This window comes from Sinorhizobium terangae (assembly GCF_029714365.1).
In the GTDB taxonomy this organism is placed as follows: domain Bacteria; phylum Pseudomonadota; class Alphaproteobacteria; order Rhizobiales; family Rhizobiaceae; genus Sinorhizobium; species Sinorhizobium terangae.
This window is the reverse complement of sequence record NZ_CP121661.1, coordinates 542577-566092: the sequence shown is the minus strand read 5'-3', so window position 1 is coordinate 566092 and position 23516 is coordinate 542577. Positions and strand designations below refer to the sequence as shown.

Annotated in this window: 22 protein-coding genes and 1 pseudogene; 17 read left to right on the top strand and 6 right to left on the bottom strand. The window is 60.2% G+C overall.

What is annotated here, in order from left to right:
* Nucleotides 1-376 precede the first annotated feature (376 nt).
* The 12 genes from traI (at nt 377) to QA637_RS30795 (ending at nt 11380) form a co-directional block, all read left to right on the top strand.
* On the top strand, nt 377-1000 hold the full coding sequence (traI, locus tag QA637_RS30850; RefSeq protein ID WP_283067720.1) for an acyl-homoserine-lactone synthase: 624 nt from the start codon (nt 377-379) through the stop codon (nt 998-1000).
* Nucleotides 1001-1010: 10 nt separating this feature from the next.
* Nucleotides 1011-1988: a P-type conjugative transfer ATPase TrbB gene (gene trbB / locus QA637_RS30845; protein ID WP_283067719.1), complete on the top strand. Its 978-nt coding sequence runs from the start codon at nt 1011-1013 to the stop codon at nt 1986-1988.
* Nucleotides 1978-2364 (top strand): TrbC/VirB2 family protein, encoded by a 387-nt coding sequence (locus tag QA637_RS30840; protein ID WP_283067717.1) that lies wholly within the window; start codon nt 1978-1980, stop codon nt 2362-2364. Before trbB ends, QA637_RS30840 begins: the two co-directional genes overlap by 11 nt.
* Nucleotides 2357-2653, top strand: a complete 297-nt coding sequence (locus QA637_RS30835) for a conjugal transfer protein TrbD (protein WP_283067715.1) — start codon at nt 2357-2359, stop codon at nt 2651-2653. The genes QA637_RS30840 and QA637_RS30835 overlap by 8 nt, the downstream gene beginning before the upstream one ends.
* Before the next feature lie 10 nt (nt 2654-2663).
* Nucleotides 2664-5120, top strand: coding sequence for a conjugal transfer protein TrbE (locus tag QA637_RS30830; RefSeq protein WP_283067713.1), 2457 nt, complete (start codon nt 2664-2666; stop codon nt 5118-5120).
* Complete coding sequence (gene trbJ, locus QA637_RS30825; RefSeq protein ID WP_283068069.1) at nt 5092-5895, top strand: P-type conjugative transfer protein TrbJ; 804 nt, start codon at nt 5092-5094, stop codon at nt 5893-5895. The genes QA637_RS30830 and trbJ overlap by 29 nt, the downstream gene beginning before the upstream one ends.
* 35 nt (nt 5896-5930) lie before the next feature.
* Complete coding sequence (gene trbL, locus QA637_RS30820) at nt 5931-7079, top strand: P-type conjugative transfer protein TrbL (protein WP_283068068.1); 1149 nt, start codon at nt 5931-5933, stop codon at nt 7077-7079.
* Between the two features lie 24 nt (nt 7080-7103).
* On the top strand, nt 7104-7766 hold the full coding sequence (locus tag QA637_RS30815) for a conjugal transfer protein TrbF (RefSeq protein WP_283067712.1): 663 nt from the start codon (nt 7104-7106) through the stop codon (nt 7764-7766).
* A gap of 15 nt (nt 7767-7781) precedes the next feature.
* A complete protein-coding gene (gene trbG / locus QA637_RS30810) occupies nt 7782-8594 on the top strand; it encodes a P-type conjugative transfer protein TrbG (RefSeq protein WP_283067711.1) in 813 nt (270 codons plus the stop codon).
* Between the two features lie 2 nt (nt 8595-8596).
* A complete protein-coding gene (gene trbH, locus QA637_RS30805) occupies nt 8597-9034 on the top strand; it encodes a conjugal transfer protein TrbH (RefSeq protein WP_283067710.1) in 438 nt (145 codons plus the stop codon).
* A gap of 11 nt (nt 9035-9045) precedes the next feature.
* Nucleotides 9046-10347, top strand: coding sequence for an IncP-type conjugal transfer protein TrbI (gene trbI, locus QA637_RS30800; RefSeq protein WP_283067708.1), 1302 nt, complete (start codon nt 9046-9048; stop codon nt 10345-10347).
* Between the two features lie 328 nt (nt 10348-10675).
* Nucleotides 10676-11380 carry an autoinducer binding domain-containing protein gene (locus QA637_RS30795; protein WP_283067706.1) on the top strand — a complete coding sequence of 235 codons (705 nt, stop codon included), beginning with the start codon at nt 10676-10678 and terminating at the stop codon, nt 11378-11380.
* A 3-nt stretch (nt 11381-11383) separates the two neighbouring features.
* On the opposite strand, the gene QA637_RS30790 is transcribed toward QA637_RS30795, so the two are convergent.
* Nucleotides 11384-11704, bottom strand: coding sequence for a transcriptional repressor TraM (locus QA637_RS30790; RefSeq protein WP_283067704.1), 321 nt, complete (start codon nt 11702-11704; stop codon nt 11384-11386).
* Between the two features lie 200 nt (nt 11705-11904).
* Between QA637_RS30790 and QA637_RS30785 the strand changes: the two genes are divergently transcribed.
* Entirely contained in the window at nt 11905-12111 is a 207-nt protein-coding gene (locus tag QA637_RS30785; RefSeq protein WP_283067703.1) for a helix-turn-helix domain-containing protein, read from the top strand.
* 321 nt (nt 12112-12432) lie between these two features.
* On the opposite strand, the gene QA637_RS30780 is transcribed toward QA637_RS30785, so the two are convergent.
* Complete coding sequence (locus QA637_RS30780) at nt 12433-13686, bottom strand: ATP-binding protein (RefSeq protein ID WP_283067702.1); 1254 nt, start codon at nt 13684-13686, stop codon at nt 12433-12435.
* Nucleotides 13687-14049: 363 nt separating this feature from the next.
* Between QA637_RS30780 and QA637_RS30775 the strand changes: the two genes are divergently transcribed.
* The gene (locus tag QA637_RS30775) at nt 14050-14754 is read left to right on the top strand and encodes an autoinducer binding domain-containing protein (protein WP_283067701.1); all 705 of its coding nucleotides are present in this window, start codon (nt 14050-14052) and stop codon (nt 14752-14754) included.
* A gap of 418 nt (nt 14755-15172) precedes the next feature.
* Here the strand turns inward: QA637_RS30775 and QA637_RS30770 are convergent.
* From QA637_RS30770 to traA, 4 genes and pseudogenes are all read right to left on the bottom strand, one after another.
* A pseudogene (locus QA637_RS30770) lies at nt 15173-15786 on the bottom strand (TraH family protein).
* Between the two features lie 16 nt (nt 15787-15802).
* Nucleotides 15803-16966, bottom strand: coding sequence for a conjugal transfer protein TraB (locus tag QA637_RS30765; RefSeq protein ID WP_283067700.1), 1164 nt, complete (start codon nt 16964-16966; stop codon nt 15803-15805).
* Nucleotides 16956-17522: a conjugative transfer signal peptidase TraF gene (gene traF, locus QA637_RS30760; RefSeq protein ID WP_283067699.1), complete on the bottom strand. Its 567-nt coding sequence runs from the start codon at nt 17520-17522 to the stop codon at nt 16956-16958. The genes QA637_RS30765 and traF overlap by 11 nt, the downstream gene beginning before the upstream one ends.
* On the bottom strand, nt 17519-20830 hold the full coding sequence (gene traA / locus QA637_RS30755; RefSeq protein ID WP_283067698.1) for a Ti-type conjugative transfer relaxase TraA: 3312 nt from the start codon (nt 20828-20830) through the stop codon (nt 17519-17521). The genes traF and traA overlap by 4 nt, the downstream gene beginning before the upstream one ends.
* Nucleotides 20831-21083: 253 nt before the next feature.
* Here traA and traC point away from each other — a divergent pair, with 253 nt between their 5' ends.
* From traC to traG, 3 genes are read left to right on the top strand one after another with little or no spacing between them, the layout of a single operon-like run.
* Entirely contained in the window at nt 21084-21380 is a 297-nt protein-coding gene (gene traC, locus QA637_RS30750) for a conjugal transfer protein TraC (protein ID WP_283067696.1), read from the top strand.
* Nucleotides 21381-21384: 4 nt separating this feature from the next.
* Nucleotides 21385-21600, top strand: coding sequence for a type IV conjugative transfer system coupling protein TraD (gene traD, locus QA637_RS30745; RefSeq protein ID WP_283067695.1), 216 nt, complete (start codon nt 21385-21387; stop codon nt 21598-21600).
* Nucleotides 21593-23515 carry a Ti-type conjugative transfer system protein TraG gene (traG, locus tag QA637_RS30740; RefSeq protein WP_283067694.1) on the top strand — a complete coding sequence of 641 codons (1923 nt, stop codon included), beginning with the start codon at nt 21593-21595 and terminating at the stop codon, nt 23513-23515. Before traD ends, traG begins: the two co-directional genes overlap by 8 nt.
* The last annotated feature ends 1 nt before the right edge of the window (nt 23516 follow it).

Below are 23516 nucleotides of genomic sequence, written 5' to 3'. Positions count from 1 at the left end.
CTTTCCCTCTTGGCGGCTCTCCGCCGGTTTTCCCGCGTTTGCCCGCCAAAGGTAGAGCACGATTCTCCCGAACCCGTCCAGAAGTTTAGGGTTACCAAAAGGTTAACGCCGCCGAAGATTCCTAGCGAACCAGCAAGCGGTTTTTCGGCTTTTTGTCTTCCTGCTCTGAGGGTTAGCTCAACACTGCGACCTTCCTGATCTCGGATTGTTCTCCTGTGAATCCTACAATCAAACCTAGCACAGGGCACCGCGCCAAGAGGTTCTTCGCGCAGGTTTGTGCCGACTCACCTCAAGCAAAACTTGTCGAACTCTACAACTGCCCAGCGATTCTGATCCGTGCTCAACTCCGCGAAGAATTTCAACGATGGAGAAAAGCATGCAGGTGATTGCGATTTCTGCACGCCCGGATTTTCGGGAGAAGCAACTGCTCGCGCAGCATCACAGACTCCGAGCGCGAGTCTTTTCTGATCGGCTAGGTTGGGAGGTCAGCGTCCGAGACGGCCAGGAATGTGACGCTTTTGATGGTCTTCAACCGACCTACATCCTCGCCGTTTCGAAGAGCAGCCAGTTGGCAGGATGCGCCAGGCTTCTGCCAGCCCTGGGCCCGACCATGGTGACGGATGTCTTTCCCTCGCTTCTCCCGGGCGGCGGGCTGAACGCTCATCCTTTGATGATCGAGAGCTCCCGCTTTTGCGTCGACACGACCCTCGCGGAGGGAAGGGGAGCCGGCTCGATCCATGAGGCAACCCTGACCATGTTCGCGGGCATCACCGAATGGTGCATGGCGAATGGCTACACCGAGATTGTCACGGTAACCGATCTACGATTCGAGCGGATCCTTGCGCGCGTTGGATGGTCGCTGCAGCGCTTGGCAGAACCCAGGAAGATAGGCGTGACGATGGCTGTAGCGGGCATATTGCCCGCCGATGCGAGCATATTTCAGAAGCTGCGTCCTTCCAATTACCGTTCGGAACTCACCCCTCTCGGCCAGGCAGCGTAAGGAGAAATCCGTGAGCCAGCTCCTCTCTCACCCCAGACTTGTTCGCAAACTTCAGGAGGCGCTCGGCGATCAGCTCTGTGGGGCACTGGATGACGCGAACGTCATCGAGATCATGCTCAATCCGGACGGGAAACTGTTCATTGAACGGCTCGGTCATGGCGTTGCGCCGGCCGGCGAAATGTCTTGCGCGGCCGCAGAAATGGTGATCGGAACGGTCGCCCATGCGTTGCAGTCCGAGGTCGACACGGAACGGCCGATCATTTCCGGCGAGCTGCCGATCGGCGGCCACCGGTTTGAAGGTCTCTTGCCTCCTGTCGTCGGCAAACCGGCATTCACCATTCGCCGCCGCGCATCGCGGCTGATACCGCTCGGCGAGTATGTGCACTCCGGAGTTATGACGGAGTATCAGGCGTCGACGATCCGCAGTGCAATCTCATCGCGCCTGAACGTTGTAATTTCCGGCGGGACTGGTTCGGGCAAAACGACGCTTGCGAACGCGGTGATCGGCGAGATCGTTAGGTCCGCGCCCGAAGACCGTCTCGTCATCCTCGAAGATACGGTGGAAATCCAATGCGCGGCCGACAACGCGGTCGTTCTGCGCACCAGCGATACTATAGACATGGCGCGGCTCTTGAAGAGCACGATGCGGCTTCGTCCCGACAGGATTGTCGTCGGCGAGGTTCGTGACGGCGCTGCGCTGACATTGCTCAAGGCGTGGAATACCGGCCATCCTGGAGGTGTCGCGACCATTCACTCGAACACCGCCATGTCGGCGCTCCGACGCCTCGAGCAACTGACTGCAGAGGCAAGCCAGCAGCCGATGCAAGAGGTCATCGGCGAAGCGGTCGACCTCATCGTATCCATCGAACGAACGCCGCGCGGACGACGCGTTCGCGACGTCATCCAGGTCGAGCGATTCGCGGGCGGCCAATACGACGTCGAGTCCGACCAACTAACCGAGGAGCAGGAGGCAAGTCGTGTCGCGTAAAGCCACAGTCACCGTTATCGCACTCCTTGCTGCTCCCATTGTGCTCGCGTCGTTTGCTCCCGCACTCGCCAGCTCAGGAGGCGGAGGTCTGCCCTGGGAAGGGCCGCTGCAACAAATTCAGGAATCGATCACCGGTCCCGTGGCGGGCGCCATTGCGCTTGCGGCGATGGCGATTGCCGGGGGCATGCTTATCTTCGGCGGAGAACTCAACGATTTTGCGCGACGGCTCGTCTATGTCGTCCTCGTCACCGGCATCCTGCTCGGTGCGACCCAAATCGTCGCCCTGTTCGGGGCGACCGGCGCGTCGATCGGCCTGACGGACGAGCAGACACACTCAATCGTGCCCAACGGAGAAGGGGAGGGGGCTTATGTCTGAGTCCTTGTCCGCCCTGCAGCGCAATCGCATTCATCGCGCTTTGTCCCGCCCAAACCTTCTGATGGGTGCGGATCGGGAGCTGGTGCTGCTCACCGGGCTTGCCGCCGTCATCCTGATCTTCGTCGTCCTGACGATCTATTCGGCGCTCTTCGGTATCGCCGTCTGGATCGTCATCATCGGGTTGCTTCGGATGATGGCGAAGTCCGACCCGCTGATGCGGCAGGTCTATATCAGGCACATTTCCTATAAGCCGTACTACAAGGCGACCAGTTCGCCTTGGCGGTATTGAGGAGGCGGTCGTGGTAGCTTTGCGACGCTTTCGAGCCACAGGCCCGTCCTTCGCCGATCTCGTCCCTTACGCCGGTCTTGTCGGCAATGGGGTACTGCTCTTGAAGGACGGAAGCCTCATGGCAGGCTGGTACTTCGCCGGCCCGGACTCCGAAAGTGCGACCGCCCTCGAACGCAACGAGCTGTCGCGGCAGATCAATGCGATCCTGTCGCGGCTTGGGAGCGGCTGGATGATTCAGGTCGAGGCCATCCGTTTTCCGACAATCGATTATCCCTCCGAGGATCGATGCCATTTCCCCGATCCAGTCACACGTGCGATCGACGCCGAGCGGCGCGCGCATTTTGAACGCGAGCAGGGGCATTTCGAGAGCAAGCACGCGCTGATCCTCACCTACCGGCCGCTCGAGTCCAAGAGGACAGCGCTCAGCAAATACATCTATTCGGACGAGGAAAGCCGGAAGAAATCCTATGCCGACACTGTCCTGTTCATGTTCAAGAACGCTGTCCGTGAGATCGAGCAGTATATGGCGAACTCGCTCTCGATCCGTCGCATGGAAACGCATGAGGTCAGCGAAAGGGAAGGGACACGAGTTGCCAGATACGACGAGCTGCTGCAGTTCGTTCGCTTCTGCATCACCGGGCACAGCCATCCGATCCGGCTTCCGGATGTCCCCATGTATCTCGATTGGATCGCGACCGCCGAGCTCGAACATGGCCTGACGCCGAAGATCGAGAACCGCTTTCTCGGCGTCGTCGCCATCGACGGTTTGCCAGCCGAAAGCTGGCCTGGAATCCTCAACAGCCTCGACCTGATGCCTCTCACCTATCGGTGGTCTTCGAGATTCATATTTCTCGATGCCGAAGAGGCGCGCCAGAAGCTCGAACGCACGCGCAAGAAGTGGCTACAGAAGGTCCGGCCGTTCTTCGACCAGCTGTTCCAGACGCAAAGCCGGTCGATCGATCAGGACGCCATGACCATGGTGACTGAGACCGAGGACGCAATTGCACATGCCTCGTCGCAATTGGTCGCCTACGGCTACTATACTCCGGTCATTGTCCTCTTCGATAACGATCGCGAGGCGCTCCAGGAAAAGGCGGAGGCAATCCGCCGGCTGATCCAGGCGGAAGGCTTTGGCGCTCGGATCGAAACGCTCAACGCCACCGACGCTTATCTCGGCAGCCTGCCCGGCAATTGGTATTCCAATATCCGCGAGCCGCTGATCAACACAAGCAATCTTGCAGACCTTATCCCTCTCAATGCCGTCTGGTCGGGAAACCCGGCCGCGCCGTGCCCGTTCTATCCGCCGAATTCGCCGCCGCTCATGCAGGTGGCGAGCGGCTCGACGCCGTTTCGCCTCAACCTGCATGTCGACGACGTCGGACATACCCTCGTTTTCGGTCCGACGGGCTCTGGCAAGTCGACTCTTTTGGCGTTGATCGCCGCGCAGTTTCGGCGCTACGAAAACGCCCAGATCTTCGCCTTCGACAAGGGCAACTCGCTGCTGCCGTTGACGCTGGCTGGCGACGGCGACCACTACGAGATTGGCGGGGACAATGAAGGGGAGGGGAGGGCGCTTGCTTTCTGCCCGCTCTCCGCACTCGGAAATGACGCTGACCGGGCCTGGGCAACGGAATGGATCGAGATGCTGGTCGCGCTACAAGGTGTCACCATCACGCCCGATCATCGCAACGCCATTTCCCGACAGGTCGAGCTTATGGCAAACGCTCGAGGACGATCGCTCTCGGATTTCGTGTCTGGTGTCCAGATGCGCGAGATCAAGGACGCGCTGCACCATTACACAGTCGACGGACCGATGGGCCAGTTGCTGGACGCAGAGCAGGATGGCCTTTCGCTCGGAGCCTTGCAGACCTTCGAGATCGAGCACCTCATGAACATGGGTGAGCGCAATCTCGTGCCTGTGCTGACCTATCTGTTCCGCCGCATCGAAAGGCGCCTCGACGGGTCGCCAAGCCTGATTGTGCTGGATGAAGCCTGGCTGATGCTGGGTCACCCCGTTTTTCGGGCCAAGATCCGCGAATGGCTGAAAGTGCTGCGCAAGGCGAACTGCGCTGTCGTTCTCGCAACACAATCGATCTCGGACGCGGAGCGCTCCGGGATCATCGACGTGCTGAAGGAATCCTGCCCAACGAAAATCTGCCTTCCAAACGGCGCTGCGCGAGAGCCGGGAACGCGGGAATTCTATGAGCGCATCGGCCTCAACGAGCGCCAGATCGATATTGTCGCGAGCGCGACGCCCAAACGCGAATATTACGCCACAACACCGGAGGGCCGGCGCCTGTTCGACATGGCGCTAGGCCCCGTCGCGCTGAGCTTTGTCGGGGCCTCCGGCAAGGACGAGCTGAAGCGCATTCGGGCGCTCAAATCCGAACACGGCCGCGACTGGCCGATCCACTGGCTGAATACGAGAGGAGTTCATGATGCCGCATCGCTGCTCAATTTCGAATAGATGGCTCACAGGCCTGACGGTCGTCGCCATTGGGATCGCCACAGTAGCGCCGGCGAAGGCTGGCACCGCCACCGGCGCGGCAACTGAATGGACGCAGGTTCTCAATAACGGCGAACTGGTGTCGCTCGTCGGTCAATCGGGCGAGCAAATCCAAAACCAGTTGACGCAGATCAGCCAGCTTACGCAGCAGATCGAAACGCAGCTGAACATCTACGAAAACCTGCTGCAGAACACGGCCACACTGCCGACGCACATGTGGGGGCAGGTCGAGAGTGATCTCAACCAACTCCGCGATATCGTCGACCAGGGTAGGAGCATCTCGTTTTCGATGGCCAATGCGGACGACGTGCTTCAACAGCGGTTTCAGAGCTATGCCGACCTCAAGACCGATCTGCCGAATGCAGCGAGCTTCTCGTCCGCGTATCAAACCTGGTCGGACACTAACCGCGACACGATCGCCAGCACGCTGAAGACGGCAAGCCTCACGGCCGATCAGTTCGACAGCGAGGAAAACACGATGTGGTCGCTGCGATCGATGTCCGAGACAGCGGACGGCCAGATGAAGGCCTTGCAGGTCGGGCATCAGATTGCCGCCCAACAAGTCGCGCAGATGCAGAAATTGCGCGGTCTCGTTTCACAGCAGATGACCATGATGGGGACTTGGCTTCAGACCGAGCAGACAGACAAGGACCTCGCGCAGGCGCGCCGGGAAAAGTTCTTCAGCGCGACGGCTCCTTCCACGTCCGGTGGCGAAAGGATGAAAGTCGAGTGGTGAACACCATGAGGCCAAACGAACTTCCTCCGCTCCGGATGGCACTGATTGTTACTGCTTTCGCGGCGTTCGCGGCGCAGCCCGCACTTGCCCAAGAGGGCTCGGTGCTGACTTCGCTTCAGAACCAGATCACGACTGCTGCCAAAGGATGGGAAACCACCGTCATGGATGCCGCAAAATCGTTGTTCTGGGTTCTTGCTACAATCGAGATCGGCATCGCCGGCGTCTGGCTTGCGCTGCAGGCAGCTTCTCTCGACAACTGGTTTGCAGAATTGGTCAGGCGGATCATGTTCGTCGGCTTCTTTGCCTTCGTACTGACGCAAGGTCCGACCTTTGCCAAGGCAGTCGTCGACAGCCTCTTCCAGATTGGCGCCGGAGGTGGGACAGCTTCGCCTGGCGATGTCTTCAACGCGGGCCTCGCTGTGGCAACCAAAATGTCGGAAAAGATCCAGTTTGGCCTCTTCGAGGACAACGCGCTCGCGATCTCGGCCGCGTTCGCAATGGTGGTCGTGGTCATCTCCTTCTCACTCGTCGCAGCGATTTTCGTGAGCGTGATGGTCGAGATGTATATCGGTCTGCTTGCTGGGATGATCATGCTCGGGCTTGGTGGTTCGTCCTACACCAAGGACTTCGCCACCCGCTATCTGGTCTACGCGTTCTCGGTCGGAATGAAGCTCATGGCGCTTGTCATGATCTCGCGGATCGGATCGGAGGTCCTGATCGGACTCGCGAACCAATCTGACATAGGCGACCAGTTTCAGACCGCCCTTGCGATCGCCGGCATTGCCGTCGTCGTATTCATCATCGCGGTCTACGTGCCGAACATAATGCAGGGTGTGGTGCAAGGCGCGTCGGTCTCCGGAGGAATGGAAGCAATCCGCCATGGTGGTCAAGCGGCGTCCTTTGCCGCTGGCGCCGGGTTCCTTGCAGCGGCTGCCGCTGGGGCGGGGTTCGCGGCGGGTCAAGCCTCCCGGGCCGCCGGTGCCTCGGTCATCGGATCCGCCTTCAGCGGCGTCGGCGCCGGCCTCGGCTCAGCCGGCAAGGCTGCCGGATCTGCGGCGAAGGAGAAGGCCATCGGCTCTCCCGGCGCCTATGCCGGCTCGCTCCTCGGGCTCGCGAACGCCAAGCTCGAGAAGAGCCGCAGTGGGCACAGCGCTCCAAAGCGGCCTCCCGAACGCAACGACTAACAGCATAGGGAAAGGCATGGACCGATGGCAGCGAACAGCGCTCCCGAGAATCCGTATCTAGCCGCCCGCCAGGAATGGTCGGAGCGATACGGCTCCTACGTCAAAGCCGCGGCAGCCTGGCGTCTTGTCGGGGTGCTCGGCCTGTTCATGGCCGTAATTGGCTTCAGTTACGCGATGTACCTCAGCACGCAGGTCAAGCTCGTGCCCTACATCATCGAGATCGACAAACTCGGAACGTCGGTGACAGCCGGTTTCCCAGAGCAGATCGAATATGCAGACGCCCGCGTGGTGCGCGCAACACTCGGAAACTTCGTAAGTAGCTTCCGCTCGATCACGCCGGACGCCGTGGTGCAAAAGCAGTACATCGACCGGACCTACGCGCTGCTACGCACGTCTGACCCGTCCACTGAGAAGATCAACGCCTGGTTCCGCGGCAACTCGCCGTTCGAGAAGGCGAAAACCTCGACGGTCGCCATAGAGGTCAACAATATCGTGGCGCTCTCCAACCAGACCTACCAGATCGACTGGACCGAATACGAGCGCGACCGCAAGGGCAAGGAAACCGGCACGCGCCGATTTCGGGGCATCGCGACGGTCACGCTGACGGCGCCGCAGGACGAGGCGACGATCCGCCTCAATCCGATCGGTCTTTATGTCCGGGATTTCGACTGGACGGCACAGCTTTAAGAGCAAGGGTTTTTTATGCACAGAACAGGATTGATCGCGGCCGCCGCCTGCATGGCCGGACTCGCCTTTGTGAGCATCGCTTACGCGCAAAACATGACGACGAATGAGGTGAAGGGAACGAACATTTCCCGCAAATGGCGGGACACGCCGGGCGTCGTCACCATTGGCCCTGATGGAAAGATCATATTCCTCTTCGGGGAAACCCAGCCCTCCGTCATCTGCTCACCGCTGCAGGTCTGCGATATCGAATTGCAAGGCGGCGAGATCGTTCGCGACGTCCTCGTGGGCGATACGGTTCGCTGGAAGGTGGAGCCTGCGACCTCGGGCGCCACCGGCGGACAGGCAATCCACCTGATCGTGAAACCCTCCGAATCCGGTCTTGTCACCTCGATGGTCGTCACGACCTCACGGCGAACCTACCATATTCAGCTCAAGTCTCATCCTAGCCAGTACATGGCTCGCATCGGTTTTGAATATCCCGAGGATGCCTCGACCAAGCTCGCTGACATCAACGCCCGTCTGGACATTGGCGGCATTCCCGGCACAGCGCCCGACAAGCTGAACTTCTCTTATTCGGTGAGCGGCAGTGCGCCATGGCGGCCGAAACGAGTCTATTCGGATGGCGTCAAGACCTACATCCAGTTCCCGAGGTCGATTTCCGGCCAGGATGCGCCAGTTCTTTTCGTCGTCTCCGGCGGGCAGAACCGCATCGTCAACTATCGGATGAAGAACGACATGATGATCGTCGACTACGCGATCGACAAGGCGATCCTCGTTTCCGGCGTCGGCTGGCGCCAGCAAAAAGTGACCATGCGGCGAGGAGGATGACCATGCGCACGCTGCTAATGGCCTTCATCGGTGCCACGCTTCTTTCCGGCTGCCAGACGGCCAGTGACGCACTGACGACCGACACCACGCCGCCCGTTGTTTCTGGACCAGCCGCGAGCGCCATCGCCGGGGACATAGCGAGCCGGCTTGCCGAGCAGATCGGCCCTGCCGGAACGGCAACGATCAAGATGGAGAATGACAATTCAGAGTTTGCGACCGCGCTCGAGGCTGCCCTGAAGGGTTGGGGCTACACGGTCATTACGGGCGGAAAGGCTGGAAAGGACGGCAAGCCGGTGGAGCTTGCCTATGCGATGGACGGCATCGACGGGCAGGTTCTCGCTCGCCTGACAACTCCTTCCATCGCAATCGGCCGCGCATATACGCTGACTGGGTCCGGTGCCACACCGGCAAGCCCGCTTTCGATCATGCAGCGCGATTAGGAAGAGGGACCATGGTGCAATCGCTCCAGCTCGGCGCGTCGCGTCCAGCCGAGGATCAGAACGGCATGCGCCGCCTCAATCGCCTGCCGATCATGCTCGCGATCGTCCTCATCGTACTGGTCTGCGGGATCGTCGTGATCGGCCTGTCATGGCGAGGGCTTTCATTCAACCGTGGCAACGATATCGACAGCGCTTCGAGCACGCCGGCGACGAACTTCGGTGACCAGCTCAAACGCGGCGTGACCGACGGCATCATCGGCGAGCCGGTTGATCGCGGGGCGTTTCAGCCGACGCCTGTCATCGAACAGAAGGTCGAGAAGGAAGAGCTCGTCGCCGAGCGCCGGCCAGTCGAGCACCAAGACCGTCGGCCGCGGATGGAGTCCGAGGAGGAATGGACGGCGCGTCTGAAACGAGAGCAGGATGAGCAATATATCCGTGAAGGGCAGCGCCAGCGAATGTCTCGGCTCCAGGCGCGCGCAACCGCGCTCAACTCGCCGCTGAAGGTGGATATCTCCGATGCTGAGAAGGCTCCAGCAAACACCAACGACACCGCTCGCCGGAACACAGACATAGCCACGAACAGCGCATCCGATCTTTACGCCGCTGCCATGAATTCAGGGTTGATCGGACAGAATGTCGATCCAAACGGCCAGACCCCGAAGGAGGACTTCTTCAACCAGGATATCAAGGACCTCGGTTATCTGCCGAACCAGGTCGTACCGCAAATATCGCCCTATGAGCTGAAGCGAGGCTCAGTCATTCCGGCAACCCTCGTCACCGGCCTCAATTCCGACCTGCCGGGGCGCATTGGCGCACAGGTCAGCCAAAACGTCTATGACAGCGCCACGGGCTATCGCCTGCTGATCCCGCAGGGCGCCAAGCTCTTCGGCCGCTACGATTCGAAGATCTCATTCGGCCAGAAGCGGGTTCTCGTCGTCTGGACTGATCTCATCTTTCCGAACGGATCGACACTGCAGATCGGCGGCATGACTGGCACCGACGCTGAAGGCTACGGCGGGCTCAAGGACAAGGTGGATCGCCACCTCTGGCGGACATTCGGTTCGGCTGCATTGATCGCCCTTATCGGGACCGGAATCGATGTGTCCATGCCGGAAAGCTCGACGCTTGCGACGCAGGATACGGCGTCGGACGCGGCAAGGCGGAGTTTCGCGGAGAGTTTCGGCCGTGTGGCAGAACAGACCATCTCGAAAAACCTGAACGTCCAGCCGACGATCCGCATTCGGCCAGGCTACAAATTCAACGTTCTCGTCGATCAAGATATCATTTTTCCCGCATCTTTTCCGTCGCGCTAAGCAGCTCCTGCGCATGCTCCCCCGGACGGCGTGTTGATTCAATCTGTAAGCCAACGACTCAGTCATGCCTTGGTATATTCTTTCATTGAAGAGTCTCCTTTTAGAACGAGGCGGCTTGAGTGCCCGTTAAACGAGAGAGTACACCGTGCAACGGCCGTGGCCATGCTTCACGAAGCATGGCCACGGCCGTTCACTTGCCAAAGGATGGGTGCGGTGTTTCGCAGTCATGAGCCGAGAAGCGGCCACTGGCTGGCCGACCAACCATGGGATGAGCATCAAGTTGCGAGAGCTGGAGGCTCGCAGCTGCCCAAGAAGACAGGAGAAAAACGTGAACGGAGATCTTGGCTCTATCATCGACATGGCAGAAGCCGCGCACGATGAACGTATTATCAAAAGCGGTCTGAAAAGATTCGCGACCTCTTTTGGTTTTGAGCGTTTCGCTTATCTGCAAACAGAAGGCGCTAAACTCCGCACATTCAACTCCTACCCCGAGAAATGGCAGGATATTTACCTCGGGAGCCAATATTTCCGAATTGACCCAGCCGTGACGGAGGCCAAGCGTCGCATGGAAACGATTTCCTGGACAGCCTGTGACTGGCCAGCGCGTGGAACCTCCGAGCTCAAGCGCTTTCGAGAGCAAGCGATCGCATACGGCATTCGCAGCGGTGTGACGATTCCCGTCAATGGGAGTTACGGTTCCGCGGTGATGCTGACGTTTGCATCCTCAGAGAAGCAGGCTGACATCTCAAGATTTCAGGACCGGCAAAAAGCAATAGAGGCCGTCATGGCGATCCACTACCGCCTTAAGATCATAGCCGCAGCGACGATTGTGGCCCCGAAACGCCTCCTCTCGCCAAGAGAGGCGATGTGCCTCATGTGGGCGGCAAAGGGCAAAAATGTCCCAGAAACCGCAGATGTGACGGGAATCAATCCAAGGACGGTGCAGCACTACCTCGACAACGCGCGCCGAAAGCTTGATGCAGCAACCGTTCCGCAACTTGTCGCGATCGCTAAAGATCACGGTTTGGTTTGACCGTCACTCATCGCACAAGGGGACATCAGGGATATAGCCAAGCGCGTCGATGATTTCCGAAAGCTCTTCCTGCTGAGCTTCGGATTTCTTCTGACGCTCCAAGTACTGGTCTTGCAGACTTTTGAGTACGGCAGTGGAGACTGACCCGTCGTCAGTCGCGCGCGTCCAGTCCTCATAGACAACTTCGTCGGCGGCGAGAAGCCGGCGGTGTTCGAGGATCGCAGAGACCGCCAACGCCTCCAGTTCTGACGTTTGCATCGAACTGTAGAGGGCTCCTTTCTCCTTTCTCTCGTCGTTCGCCTCGGATGGGACAATATCGTTCATCCGCTTCTCCTCTCGCCGGTGAACCCGGCTTCGCGCGCAATATATTGGCTCATTTCGCTGCGCTGCCGTTTGGACCACGAAGAAAAGCTCGAACCCAAACGGGACTTTCTTGCTCGGTCACCCACAGGTACTCTGTTACCACAACGTTTGTAGAAGATACTCCGTGGTCGAATACTCATCAAGTCGCTGTTCTCTCGAACATGGAGATTCGAGAGGTGTTTGCGCGAAACCTGCGAGCAGCCCGGCAGGCCAACGGCCTGTCACAGGAAGAGCTTGCCCATCGCGCGCATGTCGATCGCACATACATCAGCTCACTTGAGCGCAGGGTTTACAATCCCAGCATCGACGTCGTGGACCGGTTGGCGACAGTCTTGGGCATGGAAGCGTCAGAATTGCTGAAGCGGTGACCGGACGAACATGCCAAGTCGACCATCGAGCTTGACAGATAGAATAGCGAACAGGCTTAAAAGCCGCGATCTTCCGCACATGAATATACGCAAACCCGTGGGGAGAAATTTCGCTCGTTTTGTCGCAACAGAGACTTACTTAGAAGGACGTAGAAGCCCGTTCGGGGTTTTAGCCGACAGTATAGCACTGGCCTGGAGCGTCGGCGGCGTAAACCGACAATCCTTACCCTATGAGCTGGCGCAAGCTCTCGGCGTGAGTCTCACCGAACTTCACATTGGATCCGTGCTCACCGGTTTGGAAAATCCTCGATGCCCTTGCAATTACATGGTCCACAGAATGGACAGCGGTGCTGCATGTAATTTCTCTCCGAAAGGCGTTACACGGTCATGATCGTGCAAGACCAGTCCTCTGACAAAACGATTGCCAACGGCTTCTTGCAACTGTCGCAATCCCCTAAAATCCTCAGCCTTCACTGTCGCTGATGCCTTGACCTCAATGCCGACGATGCGACCGCGCCGGTCCTCGATTACGACATCGACCTCGTCCTTATCCTTCGTCCTATAGTGCGAGAATGACAGACGACGCTCCGACCACGACGCCAATTTCAAAAGCTCGGAAACGACAAAGCTCTCGAGCAATGCTCCAAAGCGAGTTCTGTTTTCGCGCAAGACATCGGCTTCTTCCTCCCGCAGGCTCGCCAGCAGTCCTGTATCGAGAAAGTGCAATTTGGGTGTCTTTATCAACCGGCTCAAGCGATTGTTCGACCACGGCGTCAGCGTCCTGACCAGAAAAAGCCGCTCGAGTATGGCGACATATTTCTGAGCGGTCACACTGGACAGCCCCAGTGCGGCACCGAAACTGCTGTGGTTCACCAGTTGGCCGGCATGTTCCGCAAGGACATCCAACAATCGTGGCAGCCGATCGAGCTGGTCGATGTTGGCGATGTCTCGAACGTCCCGATCGAGAATCAGCGCGACATAGTCCTCCAACCAGGCAACGCGGCGGGCAGGAGTCGCCCTGCGCAAGACTTCCGGATAGCCACCGCGCAGTACGGTCTCCAGGAGGTCGTCACCAAATACAGTCCCATCACCGGTCTCAGGTTCCTCGCCAGCGAATAGCCGATCCAGCAATTGACCTGGAGTGGAACGGAGTTCGGACTGGGCGAAGGGCAGCAGGGGAACCACGGCCATGCGTCCTGCAAGCGAATCGGCAATCGCAGGGACAGTCGCCAGATTGGCAGAACCAGTGAGCAGAAATCTGCCGGGAGCGTCCTCACGGTCGACGCTTTCCTTGATGGCCAATATCAGTTCGGGAGCGCGCTGAACCTCATCGATTACGGCTCTGTTAAGACCCCGGATAAATCCGACCGGATCCGTTTTGGCGGCATTCAGGGCGCCGGCGTCGTCAAGGGTGACATAAGCGCGATCGGCGCCTGAGAACTGGCGGGCGAGAGTGGTCTTTCCAGCTTGCCGCGGGCCCGCTATCAGGACAACACGAGTATCGGCAAGCGCCGTCTCGATTACTGGACGAGCTTTACGACCGATCAGTGGTTTACGAAGCACGGTGTCTACCATGCGTCTATCTTTAGCCTGATCTCCGTCCGTTTTAAAGCGGCCGACCGACCAATTTTAACTGATAGGCCGTCCGAATTTGCCTTTTCGAACGAGGATCGGCCGGCGCGGTTTGCTCCAGATCGTCATTTCAGGGAGTTCTTTACGAAGCCGGCGCCGGTAGAATCTTACATTTTCGAGTCGTGTTTTAGATCGACACTGGCTTGAATGCGCGTAGAACGTGTTTAGACCTCGGTTCGCGACCGCGGCATGAGTGCCGACGATTGATGCAGCTTCGGCCAGCCGCATGGCTGCGTCCTCGCGTGAACGCCGTGACAATCGCGGCGAAATTGGAGCCCCTTTGGTTTAACAGGAAGGAGAAAGTCAGTGGACGAAGACTTTCGCTCTCTCATCGACATGGCGGAAGCTGCGCACGATGAACGTATGATCAAGTACGCAGTCAAGAGCTTCGCGCAGGCATGCGGATTCGAGCGTTTTGCCTATCTGGAAACCGAAGGCGCCGAGGTCCGGACCTTCAATTCCTATCCGAAGGCGTGGCAGGGCGTTTATCTCACCAGTCACTACGCTCGCCTGGATCCGGTTGTTACGGAGGCCAAGCGCCGCATGGACATGTTTGCCTGGACCGCCGACGACTGGCCGGATTGCGGGTCTTCCGACCTCAGGCGATTTCGCGACCAGGCGGTCGAACACGGCATTTATAGCGGCGTAACGATTCCCGTCGAAGGAAGTTATGGCTCGACGATGATGCTGACCTTGGCGTCATCGGAGCGGAAGGCGGATATTTCAAAACTGCAGAGCGGCCGAAAGGCAATGCAGGCGGTCATGGCCATCCATTACCGCTTGAAGATCATAGGCGCTACGACGCTCGTCGCGCCGAGGCGGATGCTTTCACCAAGGGAGGCCATGTGCCTCATGTGGGCGATAAAGGGAAGGAGCGCGCCGGATACCGCGATGCTAACGGGCATCAATGCGAGGACGGTGCAGCACTATCTGGACAGCGCGCGTCGAAAGTTCGACGCCAAGACTGTTCCCCAGCTTGTCGCGATTGCCAAGGACCGCGGACTGATCTGAGCATCAGTCTTCATCCTCTGGGCAACAGCAGGGACATACCCCAGCGCCTCGACGATTTCAGCGAGCTCTTCCTGCTGGGTTCTGCCGGGGCGAAATGTTCGTCCCACCGGCTTTGAAGAACTGCGCTCAAGACGGAGGGATCGAGCGCTGGCGCGAAGTCATTCTTCATCGGCAAGACGCCAATGTTCGAGGATTGCGGAAACGTTATGGATCTCAAAGAGGTCATGGCGATCAACCTGCGTCGATACGTCATGCCAAACACCTCACGCAGGAAGAATTGGCAGACCTCTCGGGGTTGAGCGCGCTATCGGAGCGATTGAACCAGCCGCGCTCGTGACAAAATCCGGCTGGCTTGCGCGCGAGCCAAGCAGATCTGATTTCCAATCGGGGGACATTCCCGGCTGTAGCGCGGGCATCGTCATTTGCCTCCGATCCTCGACAGGTCGATCCGCATCTCAGCCGAACCAAATTTGCTGACGTCGGGCGTTTCGGCGGTGGGATCTCCTGGGTGGCTGTCGCTGCCGTCGTCCTTGCCCGAAGGCGACACATTTCCCGTCCTGATGTTCCCTCCCGGATCAGGAGCGTGAAACACCCCCACACCCTCGAACTCGCCGGTTTTCCATGCGTAGACAGCATCCTTAAAGATCTGCGGGAAGACGTCGTCGTTCGGCGGATTGCCATACCACTTGCCAACGATCCTGAGGATCTTGGCGAACATCGCCGTGCCTTTGCGCAGGTTCTCGCAAGGCTCGACCAAATCCGGCTTCAGGTCGGCCGGATCCCCGACGCCCACACCAGCCGGAAACTGCGTCAGACCGACACGGACGACAGCCTTTCCGGCATATTGCCGCACCGCACGATAGCTATCGCTTCATCGGCCGACTTGGCCCCCGGCACAAGGATCAGCCGGCCTCCCGATCGGACGGTCACGGCGAGTGGGTCGGCCTAGCCCCCCGCCGTGACGAACTGCTCTACGATCGCCGGCTTGAGAGAGGGGTCGGCACAATCTTTGATCAGGGTAGCATCGCGCATGGGGGACTCCTCGGTATCAACTGTTGAAAGAAAAAACGAGCGGCTTGCCGAACAGCTTCGCCCACGCCGCGGTGCTGGCGCGCTGGATGGCGACGATTGATGTTCCTTTGGTCCACCAGCCGTTGCCGACCGCGACGATCAAGTCGGGATCGCCGAGCATCGATTGCAGTACCGGCCAGATGATCAGTTGCTCGTAGCAGATCAGCAGCGCGGCGCGGCCGGGGGCGAGAGCCACCACCGGATTTGCAAAGAAATGCGCGTTTGCGCCGGCGCTGTCGCCGAAGAGCAGCCTCCAGGGCTGCCACATAGAGCCTGGAACCGGCATCCGTTCCCGGTAGACAATCTGACTGCCCTCAAAGGAAATCGCGACGATGACATTGTCGTATCCGTCCGCGTCGACGATTACGGCACCCGCGAGAACCGTTGCATCTTGTCCCGCCAGCGAACGGGTCCAGAGGCGCTCAATTGTCGGCGTCCAAAAGCCCAAAGCGCTCTCGGGAAGGACAATGTATCGAGCACCGTCCGAGGCTCGTTCGGTCACCGTTGCAATCAGATCACGGTGGCGCAGCATGCTGGTGTTCCGTCCGAGCGAAGCACCTAGTTCGAGATCGACGCCCCGCCATGCTTCCGGTAGCTTCGGCTCGGTCCAGAATGCGGCGGACCAGAGCCAAAAGCCTGTGAGGGCAATGGCGACAGCCGGCCATAGGCGGGAAACGAGGCCCGCGAGGCCGGCTGTCGCCACAGCCAGTCCCCAGCATCCCCATGCTGGAAACAGCACGCCGGCGGCCGTGACGGGATGCCCCCAGCCGGTAATGCCGAAAGGGGGAATTGCCATCAGGACGGCCGCCAGAACATAGCGAGCCGGGCGATGGCCGGTATCCTTCGTCCACAACAGTGCATGCACCGTAACAAAGCTGGCGGAGGCGGCCAACCACAGTAGCAGACCGGGCCAGAGATCGGACGCATAGAAGGCTGCCACGCCTTGCGGCAGGCCGCGCGACGCTGACAGGAAGTATGCGGCAGACACGAGCGTTGCCGTGTGCCTCGTTCGCGCCAGCGACCAGAGGACGGGAAACCCGAGCGCCACCGGCAGCAGCAGTATGTGGCCGCTCCATGCCACCGTGCCGGCGATGACCGATGCGATTATGAGCAAAGTCGGTCCGAGGCAATCACGGTGCATAGGTCAGTACCTCCTGCGCCAGGCCGAGAATGCCGGAAGCAGGCACTGGCCCGAAGTAGCGGGAGTCGAACGAGCCGGCGAAAGCCGAATGCAGGAAGACCTGTCCGCGCGGGACGACACCGCTTGGGAAGGGCGTCAGCCGCCGATCTTTTCCGTCTCGCTGGGCGAGGCCGGAAGAAGGAATTTTTCGCTCGTCTACGCTTATGCTGGCGCCGATTTCAACATGCTGTCCGGCAACAGCAAGCACCGTCTTGATGAGCGGCGCGACACCGCCCCGGCAAAGACCGGAGCGGAGATATCCCCGCGCTCTCGCCTCCCTCATGCTGGCTGTGTCCGGCGGGCAGATGAACACCAGGTCGCCGACATCAGCCGGACGGTCGAGCGGAACAATGCGCCAGAGACCGAGCGGCTCGCTCGGCGTCAGATTGATCCGATAGCCGCCCGGGAAGCCAGTCAGTGAGACCAGTGCGATGGAAGCGGCAGAAATCGATAGAGTGATGGCGGATTGCCTTCGCCGTACGAACGCCCGCGGTCCTGTTCGAGTTGCAGCCGTCATTTGAGCGAGAGCCCCTGGCTCTTCGTTTGCCGCAGCGTTTCCGCCTGCTTCAATGCCTCGGTTGTGCGCTGATGTGCGGAAAGTTGCTGGACCGTCCGCATCGAGTTCCAGGCAGATTGCACTTCCGCCTTCTGCCCCGCCGACATGCCTGATGTCACGAACTGGAACGCCTGACCGTTCGTGTCCTTGGCGGCAAGTGGCAGGAAGATGCGTTCGCCGAAACGCTCCGACACGGCTCTCGCAAACCCTTCGAGTTCCGCTTTCACCATTTTGTCCGAGAGCGCGTATTCGAGACCTGCCGGAAGATCGTTGCGATCGATGGCGTCACGGACGTGTTCGAGTGTCTGCTTTGCCGCCGACGACAGCGCTGGGATGTCGAGGGAGAGCTTCAGACGGACGGTGCGCTCCTCAGCTTCATATTTGCGTTCGGCCTCCGTCCGCTGACGCAGATAGCGCTCCAGGTTTCGGGAGAGCGCAGGCGCATTGGTGACGGCCGTTTCTCGGCTCTGCTTGTCGGCGCGGCTGGCAAGAATCCCGGTCTTGCCGTTCAGCGCGCCAAAACTTTCCGGCTCGGAAGCGATCCTGGCGATGGTGGATTTCGCCGCGGCTTCGTCCTTGAGTATCGCATCGACATTGACTGTCTTGAAAGCCGCTTGCGGCTCAGCATAAACGAGATGGAATCGCGCCGAGACCTCCTCCCATTGCTTCTTCAAGCCGGGGTCGGCGGCAAGCCGGTCTTCGACATCCTGCTCCAGGGAATTTGGGAACGTGGTAATGCCTGATACCATCGGTTTTGACTCCTTGATGGTGTGCGACTGAAAGGTCCTGACCGTGGCGGCAGACAAACCAAGCTTGCCGGCGATCATCGCCAGACGTGCGCCGAGTTCGATGAGCTTCGATTTCTGCCGGACGGTCCAGTCGAGCCGATCGCGTACGACCGTGCGCGCGACGTTGACGAGGTGAAGGCCACGGGCCTCGGCGAAGCGAAGCGCCTGCCGGTAAAAGCTGCCGTGCACATAATCGAGCGTCGTTTCCTTGGCATTCTTCCGCGACAGGATCGGAATGAGGCCCCCTGCCTTGGCGACGGATAGACGGCCGTAATAGAGACCAAGGTCGTCGCGGTGACGGGTCATGGCGACGTAGCTGAGATGGCGATCGAGCGACAAGGACGCCAGCACCTTCACCCGGTCGACGGTGGCACCCTGGCTTTTGTGGATCGTGGTGGCATAGCCGTGATCGACGTGACTGTAGAACCGTTGTTCGACCGTGACCTGGCGGCGGTGTTCGCCTTCTCCGACTTCTGCAACGATACGCCCGGGCGCTGCGTTCACGACCTTCGCCAACATGCCGTTCTTGACACCGAGCGAACCCTCATTCTTCAGGAATACGATTTGGTCGCCGGCGGCGAATTTCCGGTCACCGTCTTCGGTCCCGAAGGCAAAACCATCGGCGACGATGCCGCGCTCGACGAGCTTTGCGCGCGCCATTTCGTTGAGCATCCGCACGTCGCGACGCAGATGGGCGAGGATCAGCGAAGATTTGCTTGGATCGTAGTCGCGGTTCCAATCGGCGATCAGCGCCCGCACCGCATCGGCCTTCAGCTCCGATCCGTTGACGTGGCCCTGCGCATGATAGGCCTCGACCGCATTGCGGACATTCCCGCGTGCAAGATCAAGGGAAGCGTCGCGCATCCACTGCTGGCGTTGGCGATAGATGGTTTCGAGCTCGGCATAACCGATGCGATCGGCAATGCCGCGGAAGGCCGCACCCGCTTCGATCGGCTGCAACTGTTCCGGATCGCCGATCAGCACGAGTTTGGCGCCGGCGTTGACCGCCGCTTCGACGAATAGCGCCATCTGCCTTGACGAGACCATGCCGGCTTCATCGAGTACGAAGACGGTCCTGTCATCGAGCTGGTTCCGGCCCTCCTTCCAGCGAAGCTCCCAGGACGACAGCGTGCGGGACAGTATGCCGGCTTCCCTCTGCAGACCCTCAGCGGCTTTGCCGGCGAGGGCGCCACCCAAGACGCGGTATCCGGCGGCCTCCCATGTTTCGCGAGCCGCCTTCATCATCGTCGTCTTGCCGGCGCCGGCACGGCCAATCACTGCGGCAATGCGCTCGCCGCCGGTAACGTGCGCGATTGCACTCGTCTGCTCCTCCGAGAGGCGGGAATGGCACGCGAACGTCGCATCCAACACCGCGTCCCGAACATCGTGGGACGATCGTTGAGACAGCCATAACGCCCGATTAGCCATCCGCGCTTCGAGCCGGATAAGCTCCCGCGTCGTGTACTTGGCCGGCGCTCGGGTTCCGCTCGAAAATTCGATCCGCTCGCGCTCGAGACGGAGCGTTTCTGGGCTCTGCAGGATCCTTGCCATCAGGCTCTGGAACAGGCCGGCATCGCCGATATAGCGGTGCAGGATCTTGGCGACGTCGCGTTCGTCGAAGACGCTCTTCTCGCGGGTGATCAGGTCGAGCACGATCTCCGGGCGGCGCTGGATGCGGCGGGCGTTTTCGGCTCGACGCTCCTCCTGCAGCTCCAGCCGTTCCAGCGAAATGTCCCGGTCCTCTTCCGCTGACTTCCGTTCGATCGCCTTGGCGCCGACGCCGAGATGAATGGTCGGCGCGAGCTCGATACCCTGCCTTTCGAAGGAACGGCCGTCGACGCGGATGTCGAGACCGGCGAGCGCGAGATGCTTGTTCTGGCAGGCGAACCAGCCGTCGCGAAAGGCGTTGAAGTCATCGGCGCTGCCGGCCCAAAGCTCATAGACAATCTTGCCGGCATCGTTGCGGATCGGATTGCCGTCCGGCCCGACGACGGCAACCTTCTTGGCGCCGAATCCATCTTCAGTCAGCGGCCTGAGCGTCGTCATCAGATGCACATGTGGATTGTCGGGCGCGTCGTGGTAGACCCAGTCGGCAACCATGCCGTTCGAGGTGATGTGCCGCTCGACGAAATCCCGCATCAGCGCGATGCTCTGCTCGGTCGAGAGTTCGATCGGCAGAGCGATGGTGATGTCCTTGGCAAGCTGCGCGTCGGACCGTTTCTCGAAAACCTCGACTTTGTTCCAGAACGCTTCGGATGCGCCTGAGACCGAGTGATCGGCAATCATCGCCCGCAGCCATTGCGGCGCATCGGCCGGGATGACGAACTCCTCGTGAAGCAGGCCCTGCTTGGCGCGATAGTCGATCGTCCGCGCTTCCCGCTCGTAGTCCATCTTCGCGCAGTGCCGATAGGCCGCAGACAGCACGGCGCTGCGGCCGGAGCCGCGGGCAACGATGCTGACGGAAAAATGAGGGACGGCCACGGCGGAATTCTTTCCCGGTTGTGAGCGAAATCGGTTCGACCGCGACATCGGCCCCGCCAGGCGCTTTCAAGAAGAACGTCGCGCCAGCGACGTATAATTGCGCCCTTGGATGCCGCTCTCATCGAGCGGCCGGGATCATTCACCAAAGCATCGCCCTTGGCGATTGTAGGATTCACAGTAGTGCGTTCCGCACTCACCCTCCGGAAGATTGGATCCGAAAGACAAGCTTTCGCACCCAAAGGAGACGGTCGGAATGAAGAAACCCTCCTCGAAGATCCGCGACGAAATCGCCAAGCTCCAGGAGCAGCTCAAGCTGGCCGAGACCCGCGAGGCCGAGCGCATCGGCCGGATCGCACTGAAGGCCGGACTTGGCGAGATCGAAGTCGAGGAGACGAAGCTCCAGGGGGCGTTCGAGGATCTGGCGAAGCGGTTTCGCGGAGGCGAGGCCCCATCGACCGGAGGAAAAAGGGGAGGCGGCGACGGCGAGAGCAATCCGCCCGCCACGCAGGACGCGTCTGGCGCGGCTCAGGGCGGGACTCGCGAGGCTTGAGCGGATGCGAAGAACCACGACATCCGACGCCCGCAAGAAGGACACGCGGGAGAAAATTGAGCTCGGCGGTCTGATCGTCAAGGCGGGGCTGCGCTATGAGAAGCGGGCGCTGCTACTCGGGCTCCTCATCGATGCAAACCGACGGCTGAAGGGAGACGAGCACGAGCGCTCGCGGCTCAGCGCGATCGGTGCAGAGGCTTTTGGTGAGACCGATGACTAGGATCGTGCTGTTCCTCGCGCCCTGCGCTCTGATGCTTCTTGTCATCATCGGTATGACGGGGACCGAAAACTGGCTGCCCGTTTTCGGAAAATCGGAGGCCGCGCAGCAGACACTCGGCCGCGCCGGCATCGCTCTGCCCTATCTCGTCGCGGCACTGCTCGGCATCGTCTTCATGTTCGCCAGCGCCGGCTCGGCGAGGATCAGAACGGCAGGATGGGGCGTCCTCGCCGGAGCGACAGCGACGATCCTGATCGCTGCAATGCGCGAATTCGTCAGGTTGTCCGCATTCGCTGGACAGGTTCCGGGGGGAAAGTCCATCTTCTCCTATGTCGATCCGGCGACGACGATCGGCGTCTGCGCGGCGCTGATGTCGGCGCTCTTCGGCTTGCGGGTGGTGATCGCCGGCAACGCGGCCTTCGCCAAAGCCGAACCGAAGCGTATCTATGGAAAGCGGGCACTGTACGGCGAGGCTGAGTGGATGAAACTACCGGAAGCGGAAAAGCTGTTTCCGGAGCGTGGCGGCATCGTGATCGGCGAGCGCTACTGCGTCGACAAGGATAGCGTGGCGGCACAGTCGTTTCGCGCCGACAGCGCCGAGACGTGGGGCGCCGGCGGCAAGGCGCCGCTTCTATGTTTCGACGGCTCGTTCGGCCCGTCGCACGGCATCGTCTTCGCAGGCTCCGGCGGCTTCAAGACGACGTCTGTCACGATCCCGACCGCGCTCAAATGGGGCGGCGCCCTTGTCGTCCTCGATCCTTCGAACGAGGTCGCGCCTATGGTCTCAAAACACCGAGGCGGTGCCAACCGCGACGTCTTCGTCCTCGACCCGAAGAACTCGGAAATCGGCTTCAACGCGCTCGACTGGATCGGGCGTTTCGGCGGAACCAAGGAGGAGGATATTGCTTCGGTTGCCTCGTGGATCATGAGCGACAGCGGCGGCGCGCGTGGCGTGCGCGACGACTTCTTCCGCGCCTCGGCTCTGCAGTTGCTGACGGCACTCATCGCCGACGTTTGCCTCTCCGGTCACACCAGGGAGCCCGAGCAGACGCTGCGCCAGGTGCGCAAGAACCTCTCCGAGCCGGAACCCAAGCTGCGCGAACGCCTCCAGTCGATCTACCACAATTCGAACTCGGACTTCGTGAAGGAAAACGTTGCGGCCTTCGTGAACATGACCCCCGAAACCTTCTCGGGCGTCTACGCCAATGCGGTGAAGGAAACGCACTGGCTTTCCTACCTGAACTACGCGGCGCTGGTTTCTGGAACGACGTTCACGACAAGCGATATTGCTGAAGGAAACACAGACGTCTTCATCAACATCGATCTCAAGACATTGGAGACCCATGCCGGCCTGGCACGCGTCATCATCGGCTCGTTCCTGAACGCAATCTACAACCGCAATGGCGAGATGGAGGGCAGGGCGCTCTTCCTCCTCGATGAGGTGGCGCGCCTCGGTTACATGCGGATCCTCGAGACCGCCCGAGATGCCGGCCGCAAGTACGGGATCATGCTCACCATGATCTATCAGTCGATCGGGCAGATGCGCGAGACCTATGGCGGGCGGGACGCAGCCAGCAAGTGGTTCGAGAGCGCGAGCTGGATTTCCTTCGCCGCGATCAACGATCCGGAAACGGCCGATTATATTTCCCGACGCTGCGGCATGACCACGGTCGAGATCGATCAGGTCAGCCGCAGTTTCCAGTCCAAGGGTTCTTCGCGCACACGCTCGAAGCAGTTGGCCGCGCGACCATTGATCCAGCCACATGAAGTTCTTCGTATGCGGGCTGACGAGCAGATCGTGTTCACCGCCGGAAATGCACCGCTCAGATGCGGGCGCGCGATCTGGTTTCGGCGTGAGGACATGAAGGCGTGCGTAAAGCTGAATGTGTTATTCCGGGCCAGCGCCGAGAAGCGGTGAA